This is a genomic window from Pseudomonas sp. EA_35y_Pfl2_R5 (genome assembly GCF_963970805.1).
GTDB lineage: Bacteria > Pseudomonadota > Gammaproteobacteria > Pseudomonadales > Pseudomonadaceae > Aquipseudomonas.
This window is the reverse complement of sequence record NZ_CAXAOW010000001.1, coordinates 33,033-56,330: the sequence shown is the minus strand read 5'-3', so window position 1 is coordinate 56,330 and position 23,298 is coordinate 33,033. Positions and strand designations below refer to the sequence as shown.

Genomic DNA, 23,298 nt, shown 5'->3' with positions numbered 1-23,298 from the left:
ACTGTGTCTGTGCGTTGGAGGGGGCGCGGATTAGGCTCAAGGCTTTAACGAGCAGGAGGTGGTATGCGTCAGTTAGGCATTCTCGGGGGGATGAGCTGGGAGTCCACGGCCAGCTATTACCGGTTACTCAATCAGGGCGTGCGTGAACGTCTCGGTGGTTTGCATTCGGCGCCGTTGCTGCTGCATTCGGTGGACTTTGCCGATATCGCCGAACTGCAGCGGCGCGGCGACTGGCAGGCGGCAGGGCAGGTCCTAGCGCAGGCGTCTCGGGGCCTCGAACAGGCGGGTGCAACGGCCCTGCTGTTGGCCACCAACACCATGCACAAGGTGGCGCCGGCTATTGAAGCGGCAGTGCAGATTCCTTTGCTGCATATCGGCGATGCCGTCGGCCAAACCCTGCAGCGCCAGGGCGTACGCCGTGCCGCTTTGCTCGGTACGCGCTTTACCATGCAGGAGGAGTTCTACCGCCAACGCCTGGCTGAGCGCTTTGCCATTGAAGTAATGACCCCGAACGCGGCGCAGATGACGGAAATCGACCGGGTGATCTTTGCCGAACTGTGCCAGGGCCAGTTTCTGCCGCAGGCGCAGGGGTTCTATCTGGACTGTTTAGGCTCGTTGCAGGGGCAGGGCGCCGAGGTGGCCATCCTGGGCTGCACCGAGATCGGCCTGTTACTGGACGGCCTGGATGCGCCGCTGCCGTTGCTCGACAGCGCCGAGTTGCATGTGGCCATGGGGTTGGAGTGGATGCTGCGGGTGTAGGCGCTCGTAGGGTGGATGGCGCTTTTTTCATCCATCCACCGTTAACGGTTGGTGGATGAAAAAAGCGCCATCCACCCTAGGTTCGGTTCAGGACGAGCAGCTGATTTCCAGATGCTTACCCCACTCGGGCGGGCGCTCGGCGTAGCGTTCGAAACCGGGCTGATCGTCGAAGGGGCGTGACAGCACCTGATGCAGTTCGCGTACTGGGGCGTAGTCGCCCTGTTCGGCGGCCTCGATCACTTGCTGGGCCAGGTAATTACGCAAGATGTACTTGGGGTTGACCGCGTGCATGCGTTCGCGCCGCTGCGCTGGGTTATCGCCATCCTCAGCGCTGCGCGTCAGGTAGTCGGCGGCCCAGGTGTCGAAACCGGCCAGATCGGTAAACTCGTCGCGCAGGCGCGCGACGGCTTGCGCTGCCGGGCTGTCGCCGAGCTCGCGGAAGAACAGCGTGTAATCCACTGCGCTGCTTTGCATCAGTTGCAGCAGACGCTGCACCAGGGCTTCGTCGCCTTCATCGGCACTGAGCAGGCCCAGGCGTTTGCGCATCAGGTCGAGGTAGTGCGCCTGGTACAGCGGCAGAAACAGACCGAGCGTCTCACGAAGCGCGTCGACATCGACCAGCGGCACGAGGGCCTGGCCGAGGGCGGCGAGGTTCCACTGAGCGATCGGTACCTGGTTGCTGAACGAGTAGCGGCCAGTGTCGTCGGAATGGTTGCAGATGTGCTGGGCGTCGAAGTCATCGAGAAAGGCGTAGGGGCCATAATCGAAGGTGATGCCGAGGATCGACATATTGTCGGTGTTCATCACCCCATGACAGAAACCGTAGGCCTGCCAGTAGGCAATCATTGCCGCATTGCGCTCGATGATCGCGTGGAACATCGCCAGGTAGGGCTGCTCCTGCTGCTGGCATTCGGTGTAGTGGTTGTGCAGCACATGTTCGGCCAACTGTTTGAGCTGCTCATGCTGCTGGGTGTAGTAGAAGTATTCGAAGTGACCGAAGCGCACGTGGCTGGGTGCCAGGCGCAGCACCATGGCCGCGCTTTCCTGCTTCTCGCGCCACACAGGGGTGCTGGAGCCGGTCACGCACAGCGCTCGGGAGCTGGGGATGCCGAGGGAGTGCAGGTGTTCGCTGGCGAGAAATTCGCGGATCGATGAACGCAGCACTGCGCGGCCGTCGCCCATGCGTGAATAAGGCGTTTGCCCGGCGCCTTTGAGGTGCAGGTCCCAGTACTCGCCAGCGTCGTTGACTACCTCCCCGAGTAGCAGGCCGCGTCCATCACCTAGACGCGGGTTGTAGCCACCGAACTGGTGTCCGGAATAGACCATGGCGCGTGGCTCGGCGGTGCTCCACAGCTTGTGCCCGGCGAAGATCTGCGCAAACACGTCGCTGTCGGCCTCGCTTGGTTCGAGATCGAGCAGGGCCATGGCCGCCGGGCTAGCGACGACCAAGCGCGGTTCGGCAATCGGTTCAGGCAATACGTGGGTGGAGAACGCGTCGCCGAGGCGGGCGAAACGGTTATCGAATTGCAGCTCGATGAGCGACTTCAAAGTCAGACTCCGGTCGGGCTGGCGCGGCCCGGCGATGATGAGGGTTTAGGCCCGCGGCGGCGGGCGAGTAACAGACTTACAGCGGGTCTACAGAAGGAGCGGGCGGCAGTTGCTCTTGTTTCGCGGCGGCAGCTGCCCCGGCGTTTATGAGCTGTCCGCTGCTTAGGTTGAGCTCCTGACCCTGCAGATTTTTGATCATCACTTCGACCTGGTTGAAGGCCATTTCCACGTTGTGCTCACGGAAGCTCAGGGCTATGCGCGTGAGGATTTCGTCGGTAGCGGCGTTGCGGTCACCGAGTTCACGTACATGGAAGCGCAGCTCGTAATCGAAGGTGCTGGCGCTGATGGTCAGGAAGAACAGCAACGGCGCCGGGTCGCGCAGTACGCGTGGGTTTTCCTCGGCGGCCTGCATCATCAGCTTGCGTGCCAGCGGCAGGTCGGTTTCGTAGGCTACGCCGATCTTCACGATAACCCGGGTAACGGTGTCGTTGAGCGACCAGTTGATCAACTGGTCTGTGACGAAGGTCTTGTTCGGTACGATGATTTCTTTGCGATCGAAGTCGGTGATGGTGGTGGCGCGAATACGGATCTTGCTCACGGTGCCGGACAGGTTGCCAATGGTCACCACGTCGCCAATCCGCACCGGCCGCTCGAACAGGATGATCAGGCCGGAGATAAAGTTGGCGAAGATCTCTTGTAGGCCAAAGCCCAGTCCCACCGACAGGGCGGCGACCAGCCACTGCAACTTGTCCCAGCTGACGCCGAGGGTCGACAGGGTGGTGACAAAGCCAATGGCCACGATCAGGTAGGACAGCAGGGTGGTGGTGGCGTAGGCACTGCCCTGGGCCAGCTTCATCCTTGATAGCACCAACACTTCGAGCAAACCAGGTAGGTTGCGGCCCAGCGCGATGGTGATGCCGACGATGACCAGTGCGCCGAGTACATCACTGAGGCTGATCGGCACCAGGGTGGCGGCATCACCGCTGCCGCTGCTGTACTGGTAGAGGGCGATGTTGTCGAGGTAGGCAAACACCGAGATCAGGTCCGCCCAGACCCAGTACAGACCAGCGATAAAGGTGCCGAGCAAAGCCAGGCGGATCAGTCGCAGCGATTGCTGGTTGACCTGTTCGATATCCAGGGTCGGTTCCTCGACCACGATTTCCGTGCCTTCGCCGCTGTCTTTGCTCTGCGCCTGGCGTTTCGCTGTAGCGCGTTGGTAGGCCAGGCGACGTGCCGCCACGCCCAGGCCACGGACAAAAGTGGCTTCGATAACCAACCAGATCACCAGTAGGTTCAGGGTGTTGATCAGGCGGTCGCTGAGTTTCAGCGCGGTGTAGTAGTAACCGAGGCCGACCGCGATGATCAACGCCAGTGGTAACAGGCTCAGGACTATGCCGATCAGCATACGGAAGGCCGAGGCATGTTCGCGTGCCGGGCCGGTGAGCAGCAGTTTGTGCAGCAGCCAGACCATCAGTGCATAGCAGGTCAACACCACGGTCAGGCCGATCACATCATCGCCCAATCCGGCGGGTTGGTGTTTGGCCACCGTCACTACGGCCACCATGGCCATAACGACCAGGCCCAGGCGGCGCACCTGGCGATGCAGGAAGGCTACCTGCGGACGGCCCCAGCGGAAGTGCAGTTCGGCCACCCCGCCATCGGCGAGGATGCGATACAGGGTGTAGAACACCAGCCAGGCCTGGGCCATCTGGAACAGGGCTTCACCGAGATTGGCGTTCTGTCCGCGGGCATCCATCTGCAGAGCAAAGCCGCACAAGGCCAGAAACAGCGTGCCGGGCAGCGCCAACAGTACGTTGAGCATGATGGCCATGGGCGTGTGCAGCTGGCTGTCGCGCTTGAAGTGGCCGATGTCCTGATGCAGCTCGCTGAGCTTGCGGTACAGGTAACCACGACGCCACAACAGCACGACAATCAGCAGCAGCAGCGGCAAAAACAACAGTGGTCTTTCGGTCAGGCCGGCGCCCAGCTGGCGCACAGTGGAGCCCCAGGGCAGGTCGGCGATCTGTCGCTCCAGTAGGCGCGGTACGGATTTGAACCATTCCAGATTCAGCGGCTTGTTGCTGGGGATCCAGAACATCTGCTCGTCGAGGGTGGTGCGCAGGGTTTCGGCGGTGCTTTTCAGTTGCTTCTGATTCAGTTGCAGGGTGATCGACTCGTTGAGCAGAGCATTCAGCTCGCGGTTCAGGCGGTCTATCAGTTCGCGACGGGTGTTAATGATTTCCAGTAGATCGGTGCGCAGGGCCGCAGTATCGGTCGCGCTATCGGTGAGCAGGCCATCGACATATACGCTGGGGTTGTTGATAGCTTCGCGTTGCTGGTTTAGCTCGAACTGGTACAGGCGCAGGTCGGCGATCTGGTCGGGCAGTGTGCTGTCGAGCTTTAGTGTCGGCAGGGCTTGCTGCTGCTTATAGAGGATGCGCGAGAGCAGCAGGCTGCCTTGCAGCACGCTGATCTGTTCGGCCAGGGCCTGGTCACTCTGGTTCAGGCTGTCGAGCTGCTGCTTGGTCTGTAGGTTCAGGCGGGTCAGTTCATTGAGCCGGTCGGTGGCGCGCAGCAGGTAGTCGGAAAGCTTCAGGTTCAGCGCGCTTTCGCGAGCCAGTACGGTGCCGCTGCCGGCTTTCTCGGCCTCGCGCGATTGTTCTGCGACGGTTTGCTCGGACAGGTTGCGGCGCTTTTCATTGATCAGGTTCTGCAGGTCGAGCAGCTCTTTTTCCAGGCGCTTGATGCGCTCATCGAGCAGGTTGCGGCGGCTGTTTCCGAGGTCCTGGAGCAGGCTGTTGCCAGCCAGCTCCTGGCGGCGCAGCTGGGTTTGCGCTTCGAGTTTGGCCAGTTCGGCATTCAGTTGGTCGCGGCGCTCGTTGCTCAGTGGCTTGCTGCCTTCGCGGCCGCTTTTGAGGATGCTGTTGATTTCCTGATTGCGGGTTTGATTGCCACTGATCTCTGCCTGTGCGCGTTCCGGGCGGGTTTGCGCGGTGATCACCAGGCTGTTGGCTTCGATGATCTGCTTCTGCCACTCGTTGAGTTGCGCGTTGCGCTCAGCCAGCAACTGTTCGAGCTGCTGCAGGGTACTTCTGCCATGGCGCAGGTTCACCGCCGTGGGCGCACTGTTTTTCAGTCGTTCGTAATCGCGTTGCGCCTCGCCAATCAAACGCGGGGCCTGTTGCAGTTGCTTCTCCAGGTCAGCCAGGCGTTTCTTGCTGTCGGCTTGCTCATCGAGCAGCGCCAGGGTTTTTTCCAGTGTCTGCTTGATGGCCTGCTGCTCGGCTTCCGGCAATTTGCGCTCGGCCAGGTTATCCAGGTTGCTTTGTACGTCAGCGCGGTTCGGCGGTACTGCGGCGTGCAGCAGGGGGGCGCTCAGGCACAATCCGAGTAGGGCGACGGCGAGATAAGTACGAAGAGAAGGCATAGTGACGTTCGTTGGCTCGAAAAGAGGCTGAGTTTAACAGGCGTGCGGAGCGGCGCCTGTACCGTCGAAAACGGCTTATTGGGGTGGGTTAGAGGAAGAGCCCAGGGCCGGGACGACTGCCCTCGGGGAATCTGACGCCGACCTTGCGGATCTTGTTCCCTGCCATGGCCGCCACCGTCCAGGTCAGGCCTTGCCATTCCACCTGGTCGCCGATAACCGGCGAGCCGCCAATCTTGTGGGCGATAAAGCGGCCTAGGTGCAGCTGGCCCTCGGCGCCTTCCAGTTGCAGGCCGTAGAGTGCGGCGACGGCGGCCAGTTCGGCATCGCCTTCGAGTACGAAATCACCAAAAAAGCGCAGGTCCTGGCCGCGCGTTGGTGCCTGGCTAAACAGCTTGCCGAGGCCGGGTAGGTCGTGTTCATGGCCGACCACGCAGAGCAGATCGCCGGCTTCCAGGGTGGTGCTGCCGGAGGGGTGCAACAGCTCCTTGCCACGGAACAGCGCGGCGATGCGTGTGCCTTCGGGCATCTTCAACTCACGCAGGGGCGCGCCGATGCACCATTTCTCTGCGCCAAGGCGATAGATAAATAGCTCCCACTGGCTGGTCGGATGAACGTCCAGTCCGGCGCGCGACACGGGTGCCGGCTCCGGCGGTACGGTGACGCGCAGCAGCTTGGCTGCCCAGGGCAGGCTGGTGCCTTGCAGGAGCAGCGAGACCAGCACGATAAAGAACGCCACATTGAAAAACAGTTGGGCATTTGGCAGGCCGGCCATCAGCGGGAACACCGCAAGAATGATCGGCACCGCGCCGCGTAGGCCAACCCAGGCGATAAAGGCGCGTTCGCGGTCATGGAACCCCTTGAAGGGCAGCAGGCCGATGAAAATCGACAGTGGCCGGGCAAACAGGATCATCCACAGCGCCAAGATCAAGGCTGGCAGGGCAATCGGCAGCAGCTCACTGGGGGTGATCAGCAAGCCCAGCACCAAGAACATGCCGATCTGCGCCAACCAGGCCAGGCCGTCGAGCATATGCAAAATGCCATGGCGTGAGCGGATCGGTTTGTAGCCTAGTAGCAGGCCGCACAGGTAGATTGCCAGAATGCCACTGCCGCCAATGGCGTTGGTTACGGCAAAAATAATCAGCCCGCCGCTGACCACCAGCAAAGGGTAGAGGCCGTTGGCCAACTCCATACGGTTGACCAGGTTGAGCAGCAACCAGCCGCCACCCAGGCCGAGCAACGCACCGATGCCGAATTGCAGCAGCAACTGCAGCAGCAGATCCCAGCTCAGCCCTTGTTGGCCGCTGCCGAGCATGGCGATCAGGGTCACGGTAAGAAATACCGCCATCGGGTCGTTGCTGCCGGACTCGATTTCCAGGGTGGCGCTGACCCGCTCATTGAGGCCGCGCCCGCCAAGCAGGGAAAATACCGCCGCGGCATCAGTGGAGCCGACGATGGCGCCGATCAGCAGTCCTTCCATCCAGGTCAGTTTGAACAGCCATGCTGCGGCCACGCCGGTCAGCCCGGCAGTTATCAACACACCAACGGTGGCCAGTGAGAGGGATGGCCACAAGGCCACGCGAAAGCTCGATACCCGGGTGCGCATGCCACCATCGAGGAGGATGATGGCCAGCGCCAGGTTGCCGACCAGGTAGGCCAGCGGGTAGTTGTCGAAGATGATGCCGCCAGGGCCGTCGGTGCCGGCGAGCATGCCCACGCCGAGAAAGATCACCAGAATCGGGATGCCGAAGCGCGAGCCGAACGCGCTGACCAGAATGCTCATTGCCACCAGCAAGCCACCGATCAAAAACAGGTTGTTGATGGTGCTGGCATCCAAGGCGCGAACTCCGTGCGGGTTGGTGAACGTGCCACTACGCATGGCGCGTGCCAGAGATTCTAACCGTTGCCTTCGTGCCTCGCTCAAAAAAACGCCCCGCATTCAGCGGGGCGTCTTGTGATAAGTACAGCGCCGACTGAAGGTTTAGAACCAGGCGTCCTGCATGCCTAGACAGGTGTCATCGCGGGCTTCGAGGATGGCCAGGTCGTGGTGGCAGCTTGGCACTTCCCAGGTCAGAAAATAACGCGCTGCTTGCAGCTTGCCCTGGTAGAACTCGGCATCAGCGGCGGTACCCTCGGTGTTATTGAGTCGGGCCAGGCCTTCCTCTGCGCGGATTGCCTGTTCCAGCCAGCGCCAGCCAATCACCATATGGCCGAAGACCTTGAGGTACAGTGCCGAGTTGGCCAGGCCCTGGTTGACCTTGCCGCTCATCAAATCACCCAGCAGTGCCAGTGTCACCGTCTGCAGGCGCGCCAGCAGTTGCTCTAGCGGCTGGCGCAGGGCGGTCAGCGAGGCATGGGCTTCGGCGCGCTGGCAGGTGCCGTGGATCAGCTTGAGCAACTGCTTGAGCGCTGCGCCGCCATTCATCGAGACCTTGCGCCCGAGCAGGTCGAGGGACTGGATGCCGTGGGTGCCTTCGTGGATCGGGTTGAGGCGGTTGTCGCGGTAGTACTGCTCCACCGGGTAATCGCGGGTATAGCCGTGGCCACCGAGGATCTGGATCGCCAGTTCGTTGGCCTTAAGGCAGAACTCCGACGGCCAGGATTTGACGATCGGGGTCAGCAGATCGAGCAATTCCAGGGCGCTGCGGCGCTCTTCCTCGGTCGCCAGGGTCTGAGTGTCGTCAAATAGGCGCGCGGCATACAGGCCGAGGTCGAAGGAGCCTTCCACGTAGGCTTTCTGGGTCAGCAGCATGCGCCGCACGTCGGCGTGCTCGATGATCGCCACCTGGCTGGAGGCCGGGTCTTTGCCGTCGGGTAGGCGACCTTGCGGGCGCTGGCGGGCGTAGTCCAGCGAGTACAGGTAGCCGGCGTAGCCGAGCATCACCGCACCCATGCCGACGCCAATGCGCGCCTCGTTCATCATCTGGAACATATAGGCCAGACCATGGTGCGGCTTGCCCACCAAGTAGCCGACGCAATCGCCGCTGTCACCGAAATTCAATGCGGTGGAGGTGGTGCCGCGCCAGCCCATCTTGTGGAACAGGCCAGCCAAGACCACGTCATTGCGTTTGCCCAGTGAGCCGTCGTCGTTGACCAGGAACTTGGGCACGATAAACAGCGAGATGCCCTTCACCCCGGGCGGCGCGTCCGGCAGCTTGGCCAGCACCATGTGTACGATGTTTTCCGAGAGGGGATGGTCGCCGCCGGAGATAAAGATCTTGTTGCCCTTGAGTCGGTACGTGCCATCGCCCGCCGGTTCGGCGCGGGTGCGAATATCCGACAGCGAGGAGCCGGCATGCGGTTCGGTCAGCGCCATGGTGCCGAAGAAGCGGCCGTCGATCATCGGTTGCAGAAAGCGCTGTTTCTGCTCATCGCTGCCGAATGCCTCGATCAGGTTGGCCGCGCCCATGGTCAGGAATGGGTAGGAGGTGGTCGCCGCGTTGGCCGACTGGAAGTGCGCGAAGCACGCCTGCGACAGCAGGTTGGGCAGCTGCATGCCGCCGACTTCGAACTCACGGGTGGCATTGAGAAAGCCAGCTTCGAGGAAGGCGTCCACTGCCGGTTTCACCTCGGGGATCAGCACCGCGGCACCGTCGACATACTCCGGCTCATGTTCGTCGTTCTTGCGGTTGTGCGGGGCAAACAGGTTCTCGGCGATGCTGCGGGCGGTGTCGATGGCTGCATCAAAGGTTTCGCGGCTGTGCTCGGCGAAGCGCTCGCGCTGGGTCAGGCCTTCGGCGTCCAGCACTTCATACAGCTCAAAGGCCAGGTTGCGGGAACTGAGCAGGGACTCGGACATGGGTGTGCCTCCGGTGGCGATGCGCCGAGTCTAGAACCTGTCTCGTCTCTGCTGCGCGTCGGCGATACTGCGTTAAAAACAGGCTCGGAATGCTCACTTACAGCTCGTAAACTCCGCTTCCTCGCCTGTTTTTGCCTTGTCTCGCTCTAGCTCGCGAGATCCGAAACAGATTCTAAGCAGCCGCGGGTGCTGCTCCCAGCACTATCAATAAGCGTGATAACTGCGCGTGGGGCCGGAGCGATCGAGTAGGGTGGATGAGGTTATGCAGTCGCGGTCGTGCTTACGGGGTCAAACCTTGAGCCAGCTCACGGGTCAGTTCAGCTGCGCCGATGGGCTTGCAACCACTGACATTCTGCCCGGCCCAGAGTGGTGAGAAGTCGCCGCTGCCCAGGCTTTCCGCTTTGGCCCGCAGCGGTGCAATGGCCGCTGTGGCCAAGGGGAATGCCGGTGCCAGTGGGCTAATTGGCCCCAGTTCGCGCATCACCCGGTTAACGATGCCGCGCGCCGGTCGGCCGCTAAACAGGTTGGTCAGGGCCGTGTGCTGCGCCGCCGGGCTGTGCAGAGCCGCGCGGTGGATGGCGCTGGTGCTGGCCTCATCGCAGCACAGGTAGGCGGTGCCGATCTGCACCCCGGCCGCGCCAAGGGTCATGGCTGCACGCACGCCTTGGGCATCGGCGATACCGCCAGCGGCAATCACTGGCAGGCGCACCGCCTGGACGATCTGCGGCAACAGGGCGAAGGTGCTGAGCTGACTGCTCAACTCGTCGCTGAGAAACATGCCGCGATGGCCGCCGGCTTCCAGGCCCTGGGCGATGATTGCATCGGCACCGTTGTCCTGCAGCCACAGCGCTTCCTCCACCGTGGTCGCCGAACCGAGCACCTTGGCCCCGCAGGCCTTGACCCGCGCCAGCAGTTCGGTCGAGGGCAGGCCGAAGTGAAAACTCACTACCGCCGGGCGAAACTCATCCAGCAAGTCGGCCATCTCTGCACTGAACGGTAGACGGCCAGGGCCACTGGCGATGCTTGCTGGGTCAATGTCCAGCTCGGCGTAGTAGGGGCTCAGCGTCTCGCGCCAGGTGATTGCACGTGCGTTATCAACAGGTGGTGGGGTGTGGCAGAAGAAGTTCAGGTTATAGGGCTTGCGGGTTGCCCCAGTCAGGGCCTGCAGCTCCTTGCGCAAGCCGTCCGCGTCGAGCATGGCGCAGGGCAGTGAGCCAAGCGCGCCGGTATTCGATACGGCTGCAGCCAGCCTGTGGTTCTGTACGCCGGCCATGGGGGCCTGGATCAGGGGCAGCTCGGTACCTAATAGCGCTTGCAATGACATGCCGTTCTCCTTGGCTTGGTCTGGGTGGCGAGACACCCTAACCCTTGCCGAGGCCCTCGGGCAAATGCGGCTGTCGGGCTCAGGGCGGCCTGTTAAACTGTGCGGCCACAGGAGCTCGCCCAAATGAACTACCGTCACGCCTTCCATGCCGGCAACCATGCCGATGTGCTGAAACACTATGTCCTCAGTCGTCTGATTGCCCTGCTGTCACGCAAAGAGGCGCCGTTCGCCTACCTCGACAGCCACGCCGGCATCGGTCTGTATGACCTGCGTGGCGACCAAGCCAGCCGCACCGGCGAGTGGCTGGAGGGCATTGCGCGGTTGTGGCAGGCCACGGATGTGCCGGACCCGCTGCTGGATTATCTGGAAGTGATCCGGGCGATGAACCCGGATGGCGAGTTGCGCCATTACCCAGGCTCGCCCGAGCTTGCGCGCCTGCTGACCCGCGAACAGGACCGCCTGCATCTGAACGAGAAACACCCGGAAGATGGTCGTCTGCTCAAGGAAAATATGCACGGCGACCGCCGCGTTGCGGTGCACTTGGGCGAAGGCTGGTACGTGCCGCGCGCCCTGCTGCCGACCCGCGAGAAGCGCGCGCTGCTGCTGATCGATCCGCCGTTCGAGCAGGTCGATGAGATGGAGCGTTGTGCCCAATCCCTGAGTGAAGCCATCGGCCGCATGCGCCAGGCGGTGGTGGCGATCTGGTACCCGATCAAGGACCTGCGTCAACTGCGCCGTTTCTACAGCGACCTGGAAAAGAGCAAAGCGCCCAAGCTGCTGCGGGTGGAGCTCTATGTGCACTCAACCGATGAGCCGACGCGGCTGAATGGCTCCGGCCTGGTGATCAGCAATCCGCCCTGGGGCCTGGAGGATGAGCTCAAGCAGACCCTGCCGTGGCTGGCCGAGCACCTGGCGCAGAGCCAGAGCGGCTGGCGTATGGATTGGTTGATTGAGGAAAAAGCTGCCTAAGCTCTGCAACTGTAGGTAGGTGCGCTCGCGCCTATTATCACGCTGATGCCGCAGGAGCCTGTATGAGCTTGTCGTTGTTGAATCGCTACGCCTTCTTTGCCTTCTGTGTGTTGTTCACAATCGCTGGTTTACCGTTTGTTACGGGGCATGCCTGGTTATGGGCCGTGTTGCTGATAACCGGGCTGCTCAGTGCGGTGGGGGTGAATGACTTGTTGCAGAGTCGCCATGCGGTGCGGCGCAACTACCCGATCCTCGGTAACATCCGTTATTTGGTTGAGGGGATTCGCCCGGAGATCCGCCAATACTTGCTGGAGTCTGATAGCGAGCGATTGCCGTTTTCGCGGGCACAGCGCTCGCTGGTGTATGCGCGGGCCAAGAACCAGAGTGCGGACAAGGCCTTCGGCACCCTGACTGACGTGTATCAGAGTGGCTTCGAGTTTATCGGTCACTCGATGTTGCCGGCCGCGCATGCTGATCCCTGTGCATTTCGCGTCAGCGTTGGCGGACCGCAGTGCACGCAGCGGTACTCAGCATCGGTCTTCAATATTTCGGCCATGAGCTTTGGCTCGCTCAGCGCCAATGCGATCCGCGCATTGAACCAAGGGGCCAAACTCGGCGGTTTTTATCACGACACCGGTGAGGGCAGCATCAGCCCCTATCACCGTGAACATGGCGGCGATCTGGTCTGGGAGCTGGGCAGCGGTTACTTCGGTTGTCGCCAGGACAATGGCCAGTTTGACCCGCAGCGTTTTGCAGCGCAGGCAGTTAACCCGCAGGTGAAGATGATTGAGGTCAAACTCAGCCAGGGTGCCAAGCCAGGGCACGGTGGGATTCTGCCGAAGCACAAGATCACTGCCGAAATTTCCGAGACTCGCGGCGTGCCCATGGGCCAGGATTGTGTGTCGCCGGCGAGCCACAGTGCGTTTTCCACACCTATTGAGTTACTGCAGTTTGTCGCTCAGTTACGCGAGCTGTCGGCGGGCAAACCTGTGGGTTTCAAGTTCTGTCTGGGCCATCCGTGGGAGTTCATGGGGATTGCCAAGGCCATGCTAGAGACCGGAATTCTACCGGACTTTATCGTCGTCGATGGCAAGGAGGGCGGCACCGGTGCTGCACCAGTGGAATTTACTGACCACATTGGCGTACCGCTGCGAGAAGGGCTGCTGTTTGTGCATAACACCCTGGTTGGCATCGGTTTGCGCGAGCACATCCGTATAGGCGCCAGCGGCAAGATTGTCAGCGCCTTCGATATTGCCAGTGTGATGGCGCTGGGGGCTGATTGGGCCAACTCGGCCCGTGGCTTTATGTTTGCCATCGGCTGTATTCAGAGTCAGTCGTGCCATACCAACAAATGCCCGACTGGCGTGGCCACGCAAGACGCCCTGCGCCAGCGGGCATTAGTGGTGCCGGATAAGGCCGCGCGCGTGCACAGTTTTCATCGCAATACCCTCAAGGCGTTGGCGGAGATGCTCGCCGCCGCCGGCCTTGAGCATCCCTCGCAGGTGGAGGCCAAGCACCTGGTGCGGCGCATGTCAGCGAGTGAGATCAAGCTGTACTCGCAGCTGCATGTATTCCTTAAACCGGGTGAGTTGCTCAGTGGCGAGGTCTCCGGGGAGTTCTATTCGCGGATGTGGCAGATGGCGCAGGTCGGCAGTTTCGCACCGGCGCAGTGAGTGCGGTAAAGCCGTGGGCGGCCCGGAACGGGCGATGCAACGTCGCCTGATGTTGCATGTTGGCGGTAGCCGGGGCTGGTGTCACGGTTGCGCCAAACAGAGCCTATTTGTTGCTGGGCTCGACAAAGTAACTCAGCTGCTGGCGCGGGTTAAGGTATTCCAGCGCCTCGCGTGGTAGCTGGGACGGACGCAGGCAGGCGGCGATGCCCAGGCGCGGTTCCTGTTCCAGATCGATGATCAGGGCCTCGTTCTTGGGCACTGCGGCGTCGTAGACAATCAGCGTCGGCTTCAGTGGTTGGCTCGGATTCATGCCCAGTACCAGGCCGTAGCGCTGGTCGTCCAGTTGCACCAGGCAGCCTGGCGGATAGATGCCCATTACCCGGATAAAGGCCTTTAGCGCCACCGCATCGAAGCGCGCACTGTATTGCTTGAACATCAATGCCAGGGCCTCGTGCGGGCTGAGGCCGTCGCGTGGGTTGAGTGGGTTACAGAGGTTGTCGAACTGGTTGGCAATGCACACCAGGCGACTTAGCCGGCCAATGGCGGCCTCGCGCAGCTGGCGCGGGTAGCCGCTGCCGTCGCAGTACTCGTGGTGCTCGTTGATGATGCGCAGCACTTCGTCGTCGAGCATCAGCTTCTGGCCCATGCGCAGACCGAATTCGCAGTGCAGCTGCAGTAGCTGTTGCTCCGGGCGGGTCAGCGGTTCGCTTTTCAGCAACACCTTGCTCGGTACTTCCAGCTTGCCGACATCGTGCAGCAGTGCGCCTAGGCCGAGGATATGGCAGTCCTCGCTGTCCAGGCCGAGTTGGCGGCCGAGTAGCAGGGCCAGTACCGTGACATTCAGTGAATGGAAGTAGCTGTCTTCGGCGGCCTTGCTGTTGATGCTGTGTAGCACCACGCCGCTGCCGCCGAGCAGGGTTTCGACCATCGCGCCGACTATCTCGCCGGCCTGCTTGACGGCATCTTCCGGGCGGCTGCGCAGGGTCTGGTTAAGCGTTTTGACTTGCTGGCTGGCCTGGACGAATTTGCGATCGACCTCGACCAGGCGCTTGCGCAACGCTTTGAGCTTTTCCGCACGGGCCTGACTGGCCTGTTGTTGCGGGCTGAGCGTTGGCGCAGCTACGGGCTCGGTTGCAACCGGGGCCGCAGTGGCATCCGGCGGCGGGCAATCGCTGCGCGCCGGGTCATAGCGCAGGCGCTCCAGGCCGAGGGCGCGCAGGGCCTTGATCTGCCCCTCGTCCTTGATCTTGAAATTGCTGAAAGCAAAGTTGTGTTCCCACCAGGCCAGTTCGAGCTGGATATATAGGCCGACGCACAGCTGATCGGGGGAGATATAGGCGGAGGTCGCAGGCATGCGGATATCGGCGATGGTGGCTATTGGCTTGCAGTCTAGCGGTTTGCCTATGAGCTGGCAGCAATCGGCAGTGAGTTCTGCGGTGCTTAGCTTTTCCGCAGTTCCTGTTCGACCTCATCGGCCCAGGCCAGCCAGGATTGTTCGCCGAGAATGCCGCGGCGCAAGGTCAGGTAGGGCAGGCGCAGTGCCTTGCGTTGCTCGGTGGGCAGGGCCTGGTAGTCGCGCTCGATGCTCAGCAGGCTGTCCAGGGTCTTGCGGTGCACGGCCACATGCCGACTCATTTCCTCGCGCAGGTTATCCAGCGAGGTATGCGCGCCCGCGTACAACTTCACCAGCAGCGCATCGTTGATCTTGTTCGGCAGCACCGGCTCGCCCAACCAGCGCAGCAGCTCGGCGTGGCCGGCGGGGGTCAGGCGGTAGTTCTTCTTGTCCGGGCGGGTGTCCTGGGCCTGCGCTTCGAACTCCAGCCAGCCGGCTTCACTGAGTTTTTTCAGCTCCAGATAGACCTGCTGGTGCTTGGCGTTCCAGAAGTAGCCGAGGCCATCCTTGAAGCGCTTGAGCAGGTCGTAGCCGCTGCCGGGTTCGCTTTCCAGGAGGATAAGGATGGCGTGCTTGAGCGACATAGGCGGGTTTCACCGGCTGCTATTGAGGTGCGCCGCAGTATACGGATTATGCAAAAAGTTGCACTGACTCCAATCGCTGTCTAGTATGCAAAAAATTGCATAACAAGAATAACGCAGGAGCTTCCCATGAAACGCACCGGTACCCGCTTCCGTCCGCGCCTGGTTCAGGGTGATTACGACGCCATCATCATCGGCTCCGGTATCGGCGGCCTGACCACCGCCGCGCTGCTGGCCAAGCTCGGCAAGCGCGTGTGCGTGCTGGAGCAGCACTACACCGCCGGCGGTTACACCCACAGCTATGAGCGCGAAGGCTACGAGTGGGATGTGGGCGTGCACTATATCGGCGAGGTGCACAAACCCTGGTCGGCGATCCGCCGCATCTTCGATGTGATTTCTGACGGCAAGCTCGAATGGGCGCCGATGAATGCCCACTATGACCGCATCGTCATTGACGATAAGACCTACGACTACGTGGCCGGGCGTGAGGAGTTCAAGGCGGAGATGCTGCGTCACTTCCCCTCTGAAGGCGCGGTGCTTGAGCGTTATGTCGACCTGCTGAGCGAGGTCAGCGCCAAGGTGCCGCGCTTCTTCGCCGGGCAAGCGCTGCCACGTTCACTGGGCATGCTTTACAGCAAGCTGCGTCGGCTGTGGCTGCCGGATTACTTCTTCAAGACCACCCGCGAAGTGCTCGAAGGCCTGACTGATAACCAGGAGCTGATCGGCGTACTCACCGCGCAGTGGGGTGACTACGGTCTGCCACCGGCCGAGGCCGCCTTCGTTATGCACGCCATGGTCGCCAAGCACTACATCACCGGCGGCAACTACCCGGTGGGCGGTGCGATAAAAATTTCCGAAACCATCATCCCGGTGATCGAGGCGGCCGGCGGCCAGGTGTTCACCTATGCCGGGGTCGACAAGATTCTGGTGGAGAAAGGCCGCGCGGTGGGCGTGCGCATGCACAAGGATGGTTTCGAGATTCGCGCCCCGCAGGTCGTCAGCTGCGCCGGCCTGGTGCCGACCTATACCCGTCTGATTGATCATCAGGTTGCGAGCGAATATGGCCTGCTAAAGCAGCTGCCCAAGGTCAAACTGTCGGCCGCCACCCTGTGCCTGTATGCCGGCTTCAAGGGCAGCGCCGCCGAGCTGAAGCTGCCGAAGACCAACTACTGGGTTTACCCAACCCACGATCATGATCACAACGTCAGCAGCTTTATGGCCGGGCAGAACCCGGCGATGCCGCTGATCTACATCAGCTTCCCCTCGGCAAAAGATCCGGCCTGGGATGCGCATTACCCGAACAAGGCCACGGTGGAAATTGTCGCGCCGACCCAGCCACAGTGGTTCGCCCAGTGGAAAGGTACGACCTGGGGCAAGCGCGGCGCTGACTACGAGGCGTTCAAGACGCAGCTCACCGAGCAACTGCTGGAAACCCTCTATCAGCATCAGCCGCAACTGCGCGGTACGCTGGATTTTTGCGAGCTGGGCACGCCGCTGTCCACCGAGTGGTATCAGTGGAACGAGCAGGGCGAGATTTATGGGATCGACCATACGGTGCAACGCTTTGATCAGCACTGGATTCATAGCCAGACGCCGATCAAGGGGCTGTATCTGACCGGTGCCGATACGGTTACTGCTGGGGTTGGCGGTGCGCTGATGGCCGGGGTGCTGACTGCTACGCGCATGCTCGGTTGGCGCGGCTACCGGGTTGCCGGAGTGTTGAAAAACTGGCGGCATAGCGAGCCAGTGCAATCTCAAGAAACCGCCAGCCTGGAGCGCTAGCTGATAGGCACCATTGGCTGGCATTCGTGAAGTTGGATGAGGCTAGACGCTGATATCCACACTGTTACCCAGGTTGGGTGGATTGCTCGGGGCGCTGACCGGGGCGATGCTCTGGAGCATGCTGGCAGCACTCTCGGCTTGCAGCTCCAGGGTTTTTTGCAGGATTAGCAGCGACATCTGTGCCGACGCCTGGCTGGCGTTGGCGGCGGAAACCGCGCTAGCGATTTTACTTAGTTCCATGGGGCAAACTCCCGCAGGTTCGATAAACAATCGACTCGGCTATTACTCTGCGGGTTCCGCTCATATCGGCAGGCACACGCCTGTGCCACCTAACCCGCAGTAACCACCTGGATTCTTTGCCAGATACTGCTGGTGATAAGCCTCGGCGTAATAGAACGGTGGAGCCTCACGTACTTCAGTGGTGATCGGGCCGAAACCGGATTTTTCCAGCTCGACCTGAAACTGCGTTTGGCTGCTTTGCGCTGCGGCCAGTTGCTCTGCCCCGTAACAGTAAATCGCCGAGCGATACTGGCTGCCCGTGTCGTTACCCTGACGCATGCCCTGGGTCGGGTTGTGCGCCTCCCAGAAGACTTTCAGCAGGGCTGCGTAGCTGGTGACCTTTGGGTCGAACACCACCAATACCACTTCGGTGTGACCGGTCAGGCCCGAGCAGGTTTCGTCATAGGTCGGGTTCTGCGTATGGCCGCCGGCATAGCCGACCGCCGTGCTCCACACGCCTGGTTGCTGCCAGAAGCGCCGCTCGGCACCCCAGAAACACCCCATGGCAAACACCGCCTGCTCAAGACCCGCAGGAAATGGTCCCTGCAGCGCGTTGCCATTGACGAAGTGCGCAGCGGGCACTGCCATGGCTTCGGCGCGGCCGGGCAGGGCTTGCTCGGCGCTGGGCAGCTCGAGTTTGTGGGCGAGAATTTGCGAACGCAGAACCATGAGCCATTTCCTCAGCAGAAGCATGTGTGTCATAGACCGTTAAAGCCTAGGCTTGTTACAGCCGGCTAGCCCCAGTTCGGATAGCGCTTGAGGCTTTCCAGCAGGTCGCGGCCGGCGATGGGTTTGTCGAACAGGTAGCCCTGGCCAATATCGCATTGCTGGCGGCGGAGAAAACCCAGCTGCGCGGCGGTTTCGATACCTTCGGCCACTACCTTGAGTTTCAGGTTGTGCGCCATAGCGATCACTGCTGAGGTGATTTCCATGTCGTCCTGATTCTCTGGGATGTCCTTGATAAAGCTGCGATCGATCTTGATCACGTCGATGGGGAATTTCTTCAGATAGCTCAGTGAGGAGTAGCCGGTGCCGAAGTCGTCCATGGCCAGGGTCAGGCCCAGGCTTTTCAGGCGGCTGAGCTGGTGACGGGTGTCGTCGGTGGCTTCCAGCAGCAGGCTTTCGGTCAGTTCCAGTTCGAGCAGGGCTGGATCGAGTTGCTCTTCATGGAGAATGGCGGCGATCTCGCCGACCAGGTCGGGATCGGAGAATTGTTTGGGCGACAGGTTGATGGCCATCTGCAGTGGCGTGTGGCCAATGGAGATCAACTGTTTGCTCATGCGGCATGCCTGGCGGGTAACCCATTTGCCGATGGGGATGATCAGGCCGGTTTCTTCCGCCACGCTGATAAATTTGTCCGGGCTGATCATGCCCTTGTCCGGGTGGTGCCAGCGCAGCAGCGCTTCCAGGCCCAGCAGCCGGCCGCTCTTCAGGCACAGCTTGGGCTGGTAGAAGACTTCCAGTTCGTTCTGCATCAACGCGCGGCGCAAATTGCTCTCGACGAACAGCTTGTAGTGCGCCTCGGCATTCAGTACATCGGTAAACACCTGCAGCTGATTTTTGCCGTTGGCCTTGGCTTTGTGCAAGGCCAGGCCGGTGTGTTTCATCAGGGTCTGCGGGTCGTCGCCATGTTCGGGCGCACAGGCCAGGCCAATGGAGCCGGTGACGCTGATCAGCTGGTTGTCGACAAACAGCGGCTTGTCCAACGTGTGCAGGAGCTTCTGTGCCACCAGCTCGCTGTCGGCCTGGTTGGCGTCGAGCATTACCGCAAATTCATTGCTGGCAAAGCGCGCCAGCACACTGCTGGGGTGCAGGGTATTGCGTAAGCGGCGCGCCAGGCTGACCAGCAGTTTATCGCCAGTTTGATGGCCGAGGCTGTCGTTGATCCGCTTGAAGTTGTCGATGTCCACCAGCAGCAGGCTGATCGGCTTGCCTGAATGTTCGCTGAAGTGGCTCTCCAGCGAGCGGATAAAGGCGTAGCGGTTACCCAGCCCGGTGAGGTTGTCACGAAAGGCCAGACGCTCAATATGCTGCTGCGCCTGCTTGCTCGCGGTAACGTCTTCGTAGATGCCGATGTAATGGGTCAGGTTGCCATCGTCGGCATGCACCTTGGACAGCGACAACTGGCCCCAGTAAGGGTCGAGGTTTTTGCGCCGGCTCTTGAATTCGCCCTGCCAGCTATTGTGTTCGGCCAGGCTGGAGCGGGCGTCGAACAACAGGTCGCTGAGGTTTTCCAGGGCCGGGATTTCGGAGAGGCGGCGGCCCTGCACCTCGTTGGCGCTGTACAGGGTGATGGCGGTAAAGCTCGGATTGACGTATTCCACCAGGCCGTCGCGGTCGAGCAGGATAAAGGCGCTGGAGCTCTGCTCGACGGCGCGCTGAAACAGGTACAGGGCGTTGGTCGCCGAGCGCCGCTGCTGGTTGGCCAGCACCTGGGCATACTGGTCGGCCAGCTCGCCGGCAAAGGCAATCTCATCGGCCTGCCAGATGCGTGGCGCGCCGGTATGTTCCAGGCACAGCACGCCCACCACTTCGCCAGCGATACGGATACTGGCATCGAGCATGGCGCTGATACCCATGGGCTGCAGGTAGCTGCTGCTCAATTCGCAGGTGCGCGGGTCCTGGTGTGCGTCATGGGCATCCAGGGCCCGGCCGCTGTGCAGCGCCTGCAAATAGGCGGGGTAGGGGCTGGCATCGATATCGGCTTGGGCGACATGCTGGCCCTGGTCCTGTTGATAGAGGGCCACCGATTGCAGCATGTGCTGATTGAGGTTCCAGATGCCGACACGGCTGACGCCATACAGCTCACAGGCGCTTTTGCTGATCAGCTCGGCGGCTTCGCGCAAGGGGTCACTGTCGCCGTAGTGATGGCGCGCAAGGGTGACAATCAACTGCTGCTGGGCTTGGGTGCGCCGCTGTTGCGCCTGCAATTCGGCCTGGCTGCGCTGGTACAGCTCGAGGGTATGTGGCGAGGGCGCGCTCTGCTCATTCATCACCAGCAGATAGCCACGCAGCAAATGTCGGCCGCGTTGTTTGAAGGCTTCACCCACTTCCATCAGCGTCAGGCTGCCGCATGGGGTGTGCAGGCGGTACTGCACGCTGTAGTGGCTACGTTCGGTAAGTTGTTGCGCAATGCTGTCGTGCAACTGATGGCGAGCCGCGGGTTCCATCAGGCTGGCATAGGGAGCATCAAGCAGTGAGCAGAGTTCTTGAGCCGGCAGACCAAACTGTTGTTCGCAGCCAGCGTCGAGGTACAGCAGAGTCCAGCTGGCTTCATTCAAGCGCTCGAAACGCAGCAAGCCAAGGCGCGAGGGCACTGGCAACTGCGTCACAACCTCGGCCGCTAAACGACTCGCGGCATCGGGATGGCTTTTCATTCGGAGGCTGGCTTCCAGTATGCTGATCGGAGCGGCAATCGACTCACTTCATATATAGCGTCGGGTAAGGGTGCATCATGCAATTGCGACTGACAAGAAAACTAATATCCGCAGTGCTACTGAGCAGCTGTATGACCACCTCGACGGTATTCGCCGCTGAGCCTGACGCGGGGTTGAGCAGCGCCGAGCAGGGCAATTATCTGCTCGAACTCAAGCGCCTCTACCTGACCCAGAATGACCGTCAGGCGCTGTTGGCGCACTGCAATGATCTGCTGAAAACCTACGCCCTGCGCGCCGCCTATCAGGTCGGCCAAGCGCAGCGTCAGGACTTGATCTATCAGCTGCGTCAGGGCGAGGCCGGCGAGCTGTTGCTGCGTGAAGAAATCCGTGGCCAGCAGGGTACCGATATTGCTGTGCGCAACCAGCGGGTGCCGCTTTTTGGCGTCGATCCTTTCGTGCGTTACGAGTGCCCGGCCAGTGGCATCAGCTGCGTGCTGCACAACCCCAACGACGGCCGCCCAATGCTGACCATCGTGCGTGATCACAAGGGCGCCGCCGAACTGGCCAAGGCCTTGAGCTTTCTGATTCGCAATCTACAGAAAGGCTGATTGCCTCCCACATTATCTGCTGTTGCGGTAAAGCTAAAAAAAACCCCGCCTATTAAGCGGGGTCGAGGATACGAGCGTGGCTGCTCGAAAGTTGATGCGTTACAGCAGCATGGTGCGGATGTCCGTCAGTACGTCACCCAGGCGCTTGGTGAAGCGCGCCGCCGCGGCGCCGTTGATCACCCTGTGGTCATAGGACAGCGACAGCGGCAGCATCAGCTTGGGTTGGAAGGCTTTGCCATCCCAGACCGGCTGGATGGTTGCCTTGCTCACACCGAGAATCGCCACTTCTGGCGCATTGACGATCGGCGTAAAGCCGGTGCCGCCAATGTGGCCGAGGCTGGAGATGGTGAAACAGGCACCCTGCATATCGTCGGCTGACAGCTTCTTGCTGCGCGCTTTCTCAGCCAGTGCAGCCGCTTCCGCAGCCAGCTGCAGCAGGCTCTTCTGATCGACGTTCTTGATCACCGGTACCAGCAGGCCGTCTGGGGTGTCTACGGCAAAGCCGATGTGCACGTATTTCTTGCGGATAATCGCTTTGCCGCTCGGTGCCAGTGAGCTGTTGAAGTCCGGCAGTTCCTTGAGCAGGAAGGCGCAGGCCTTGAGCAGCAGCGGCAGCACGGTGAGCTTGACTCCAGCCTTTTCGGCGACAGCTTTCTGCGCGACGCGGAAGGCTTCCAGCTCGGTAATGTCAGCCGAATCGAACTGGGTCACGTGCGGCACATTGAGCCAGCTGCGATGCAGGTTGTTGGCGCCGACCTGCATCAGGCGGGTCATGGCCACTTCTTCGATTTCACCAAACTTGCTGAAGTCCACCACCGGAATCGGCGGGATGCCGGCACCACCGGCTGCGCCGGCGGCCGGGGCCTCCTTGGCCTTCTGCATCATCGCTTTGACGTATGCCTGCACGTCCTCTTTGAGGATGCGGCCTTTCGGCCCCGTGCCCGATATGACTGACAGCTCGACACCAAACTCACGCGCGAGCAGACGTACAGCCGGGCCCGCATGCACCTTGGCGCCGTCGCGTTTGGGTGCGGCGGCAACGCTGGCGGCGGCGGCTGCCAGAGAGGCAATCGCGCTGACTTCGGCGGCGACCGCCGGATGCGCGCCGGCTGGAACCTTATGCACATCGTTTGCGGTTGCGGCGGTCTGTGCTGGTGCTGGCTTTGCGGCCGCAGCTGGAGCCGCAGCAGCGCCGGCCACCTTCAGCTTGAGGATAAAGTCACCGGTACCGACTTCGTCTTCGAGTTTGACGCTGATGCTTTCCACCACGCCGGCAGCCGGCGAGGGAATTTCCATGCTGGCCTTGTCCGACTCCAAGGTAATCAGCGATTGGTCGACTTCGACCGTATCGCCGGCCTTGACCAGGATTTCGATGACCTTGGCTTTGCCGTCCGAGCCGATATCCGGCACATGCACGTCTTGCACGCTACTGCTGGCCTGCTCGGCAGGTGCAGCAGCTGGTGCGGGCGTTTCAGCTGCAGCGGCTTTGGGCGCGTCAGCAGGTGCTGCCGCTGGAGCCGCGGGTGCTGCTTCGGTAGCGCCTTCTACTTCCAGCTCAAGCAGTTCGTCGCCTTCTTTCAGCGTGTCGCCCAGCTTCACTTTCAGGCTTTTCACCACGCCGGCTTTCGGCGCAGGAATTTCCATACTGGCCTTGTCCGACTCCAGCGTCAGTACGCTCTGGTCGGCTTCGATACGGTCGCCGACTTTCACCATCAGCTCAATTACTTCACCCTCACCGCCACCGATGTCGGGTACGCGAATCAATTCACTCATCGTTTCGCT

At 61.4% G+C, this 23,298-nt stretch carries 16 protein-coding genes; 5 read left to right on the top strand and 11 right to left on the bottom strand.

Annotation, left to right across the window (positions count from 1 at the left end; genetic code table 11):
- Positions 1–63: 63 nt before the first annotated feature.
- Positions 64–759 carry an aspartate/glutamate racemase family protein gene (locus AACX99_RS00210; RefSeq protein ID WP_339408841.1) on the top strand — a complete coding sequence of 232 codons (696 nt, stop codon included), beginning with the start codon at positions 64–66 and terminating at the stop codon, positions 757–759.
- Positions 760–846: 87 nt separating this feature from the next.
- Here the strand turns inward: AACX99_RS00210 and selO are convergent, their stop codons facing one another.
- From selO to AACX99_RS00185, 5 genes are all read right to left on the bottom strand, one after another.
- Positions 847–2,307, bottom strand: coding sequence for a protein adenylyltransferase SelO (gene selO, locus AACX99_RS00205; RefSeq protein WP_339408840.1), 1,461 nt, complete (start codon positions 2,305–2,307; stop codon positions 847–849).
- 76 nt (positions 2,308–2,383) lie between these two features.
- The gene (mscK, locus tag AACX99_RS00200) at positions 2,384–5,734 is read right to left on the bottom strand and encodes a mechanosensitive channel MscK (RefSeq protein ID WP_339408839.1); all 3,351 of its coding nucleotides are present in this window, start codon (positions 5,732–5,734) and stop codon (positions 2,384–2,386) included.
- An 88-nt stretch (positions 5,735–5,822) separates the two neighbouring features.
- The gene (locus AACX99_RS00195) at positions 5,823–7,568 is read right to left on the bottom strand and encodes a potassium/proton antiporter (protein ID WP_339409637.1); all 1,746 of its coding nucleotides are present in this window, start codon (positions 7,566–7,568) and stop codon (positions 5,823–5,825) included.
- A 144-nt stretch (positions 7,569–7,712) separates the two neighbouring features.
- Entirely contained in the window at positions 7,713–9,530 is a 1,818-nt protein-coding gene (locus AACX99_RS00190) for an acyl-CoA dehydrogenase (RefSeq protein ID WP_339408838.1), read from the bottom strand.
- Between the two features lie 280 nt (positions 9,531–9,810).
- Positions 9,811–10,854: an NAD(P)H-dependent flavin oxidoreductase gene (locus AACX99_RS00185; protein WP_339408837.1), complete on the bottom strand. Its 1,044-nt coding sequence runs from the start codon at positions 10,852–10,854 to the stop codon at positions 9,811–9,813.
- A 123-nt stretch (positions 10,855–10,977) separates the two neighbouring features.
- Here AACX99_RS00185 and AACX99_RS00180 point away from each other — a divergent pair, with 123 nt between their 5' ends.
- A complete protein-coding gene (locus tag AACX99_RS00180; protein ID WP_339408836.1) occupies positions 10,978–11,823 on the top strand; it encodes a 23S rRNA (adenine(2030)-N(6))-methyltransferase RlmJ in 846 nt (281 codons plus the stop codon).
- Positions 11,824–11,885: 62 nt separating this feature from the next.
- Positions 11,886–13,496 carry an FMN-binding glutamate synthase family protein gene (locus tag AACX99_RS00175; RefSeq protein ID WP_339408835.1) on the top strand — a complete coding sequence of 537 codons (1,611 nt, stop codon included), beginning with the start codon at positions 11,886–11,888 and terminating at the stop codon, positions 13,494–13,496.
- Positions 13,497–13,599: 103 nt separating this feature from the next.
- On the opposite strand, the gene AACX99_RS00170 is transcribed toward AACX99_RS00175, so the two are convergent.
- Positions 13,600–14,850, bottom strand: a complete 1,251-nt coding sequence (locus tag AACX99_RS00170; RefSeq protein WP_339408834.1) for an HD-GYP domain-containing protein — start codon at positions 14,848–14,850, stop codon at positions 13,600–13,602.
- Between the two features lie 86 nt (positions 14,851–14,936).
- Positions 14,937–15,473, bottom strand: a complete 537-nt coding sequence (locus AACX99_RS00165) for a PadR family transcriptional regulator (RefSeq protein ID WP_339408833.1) — start codon at positions 15,471–15,473, stop codon at positions 14,937–14,939.
- Positions 15,474–15,599: 126 nt separating this feature from the next.
- Here AACX99_RS00165 and AACX99_RS00160 point away from each other — a divergent pair, with 126 nt between their 5' ends.
- On the top strand, positions 15,600–17,252 hold the full coding sequence (locus AACX99_RS00160; RefSeq protein WP_339408832.1) for a phytoene desaturase family protein: 1,653 nt from the start codon (positions 15,600–15,602) through the stop codon (positions 17,250–17,252).
- 42 nt (positions 17,253–17,294) lie between these two features.
- Here the strand turns inward: AACX99_RS00160 and AACX99_RS00155 are convergent, their stop codons facing one another.
- From AACX99_RS00155 to AACX99_RS00145, 3 genes are all read right to left on the bottom strand, one after another.
- Positions 17,295–17,492, bottom strand: coding sequence for a YjfB family protein (locus AACX99_RS00155; RefSeq protein WP_339408831.1), 198 nt, complete (start codon positions 17,490–17,492; stop codon positions 17,295–17,297).
- A 60-nt stretch (positions 17,493–17,552) separates the two neighbouring features.
- A complete protein-coding gene (gene msrA / locus AACX99_RS00150; protein WP_339408830.1) occupies positions 17,553–18,200 on the bottom strand; it encodes a peptide-methionine (S)-S-oxide reductase MsrA in 648 nt (215 codons plus the stop codon).
- Between the two features lie 65 nt (positions 18,201–18,265).
- On the bottom strand, positions 18,266–20,908 hold the full coding sequence (locus AACX99_RS00145) for a sensor domain-containing protein (protein ID WP_339408829.1): 2,643 nt from the start codon (positions 20,906–20,908) through the stop codon (positions 18,266–18,268).
- Positions 20,909–21,039: 131 nt separating this feature from the next.
- Here AACX99_RS00145 and AACX99_RS00140 point away from each other — a divergent pair, with 131 nt between their 5' ends.
- Positions 21,040–21,516, top strand: a complete 477-nt coding sequence (locus AACX99_RS00140) for a hypothetical protein (RefSeq protein ID WP_339408828.1) — start codon at positions 21,040–21,042, stop codon at positions 21,514–21,516.
- Positions 21,517–21,615: 99 nt separating this feature from the next.
- Here AACX99_RS00140 and aceF read toward each other — a convergent pair whose 3' ends face one another.
- Entirely contained in the window at positions 21,616–23,289 is a 1,674-nt protein-coding gene (gene aceF, locus AACX99_RS00135) for a dihydrolipoyllysine-residue acetyltransferase (protein ID WP_339408827.1), read from the bottom strand.
- Positions 23,290–23,298 lie beyond the last annotated feature (9 nt).

Bases quoted from the DNA above. Each gene is read 5' to 3' on its own strand.
- AACX99_RS00180 (WP_339408836.1), top strand. From the start codon at position 10,978: ATGAACTACCGTCACGCCTTCCATGCCGGCAACCATGCCGATGTGCTG.
- AACX99_RS00165 (WP_339408833.1), bottom strand. From the start codon at position 15,473: ATGTCGCTCAAGCACGCCATCCTTATCCTCCTGGAAAGCGAACCCGGC.
- AACX99_RS00145 (WP_339408829.1), bottom strand. From the start codon at position 20,908: ATGAAAAGCCATCCCGATGCCGCGAGTCGTTTAGCGGCCGAGGTTGTG.
- AACX99_RS00155 (WP_339408831.1), bottom strand. From the start codon at position 17,492: ATGGAACTAAGTAAAATCGCTAGCGCGGTTTCCGCCGCCAACGCCAGC.
- AACX99_RS00170 (WP_339408834.1), bottom strand. From the start codon at position 14,850: ATGCCTGCGACCTCCGCCTATATCTCCCCCGATCAGCTGTGCGTCGGC.
- AACX99_RS00160 (WP_339408832.1), top strand. From the start codon at position 15,600: ATGAAACGCACCGGTACCCGCTTCCGTCCGCGCCTGGTTCAGGGTGAT.
- aceF (WP_339408827.1), bottom strand. From the start codon at position 23,289: ATGAGTGAATTGATTCGCGTACCCGACATCGGTGGCGGTGAGGGTGAA.
- AACX99_RS00175 (WP_339408835.1), top strand. From the start codon at position 11,886: ATGAGCTTGTCGTTGTTGAATCGCTACGCCTTCTTTGCCTTCTGTGTG.
- mscK (WP_339408839.1), bottom strand. From the start codon at position 5,734: ATGCCTTCTCTTCGTACTTATCTCGCCGTCGCCCTACTCGGATTGTGC.
- AACX99_RS00190 (WP_339408838.1), bottom strand. From the start codon at position 9,530: ATGTCCGAGTCCCTGCTCAGTTCCCGCAACCTGGCCTTTGAGCTGTAT.
- AACX99_RS00140 (WP_339408828.1), top strand. From the start codon at position 21,040: ATGACCACCTCGACGGTATTCGCCGCTGAGCCTGACGCGGGGTTGAGC.
- AACX99_RS00210 (WP_339408841.1), top strand. From the start codon at position 64: ATGCGTCAGTTAGGCATTCTCGGGGGGATGAGCTGGGAGTCCACGGCC.
- msrA (WP_339408830.1), bottom strand. From the start codon at position 18,200: ATGGTTCTGCGTTCGCAAATTCTCGCCCACAAACTCGAGCTGCCCAGC.
- AACX99_RS00185 (WP_339408837.1), bottom strand. From the start codon at position 10,854: ATGTCATTGCAAGCGCTATTAGGTACCGAGCTGCCCCTGATCCAGGCC.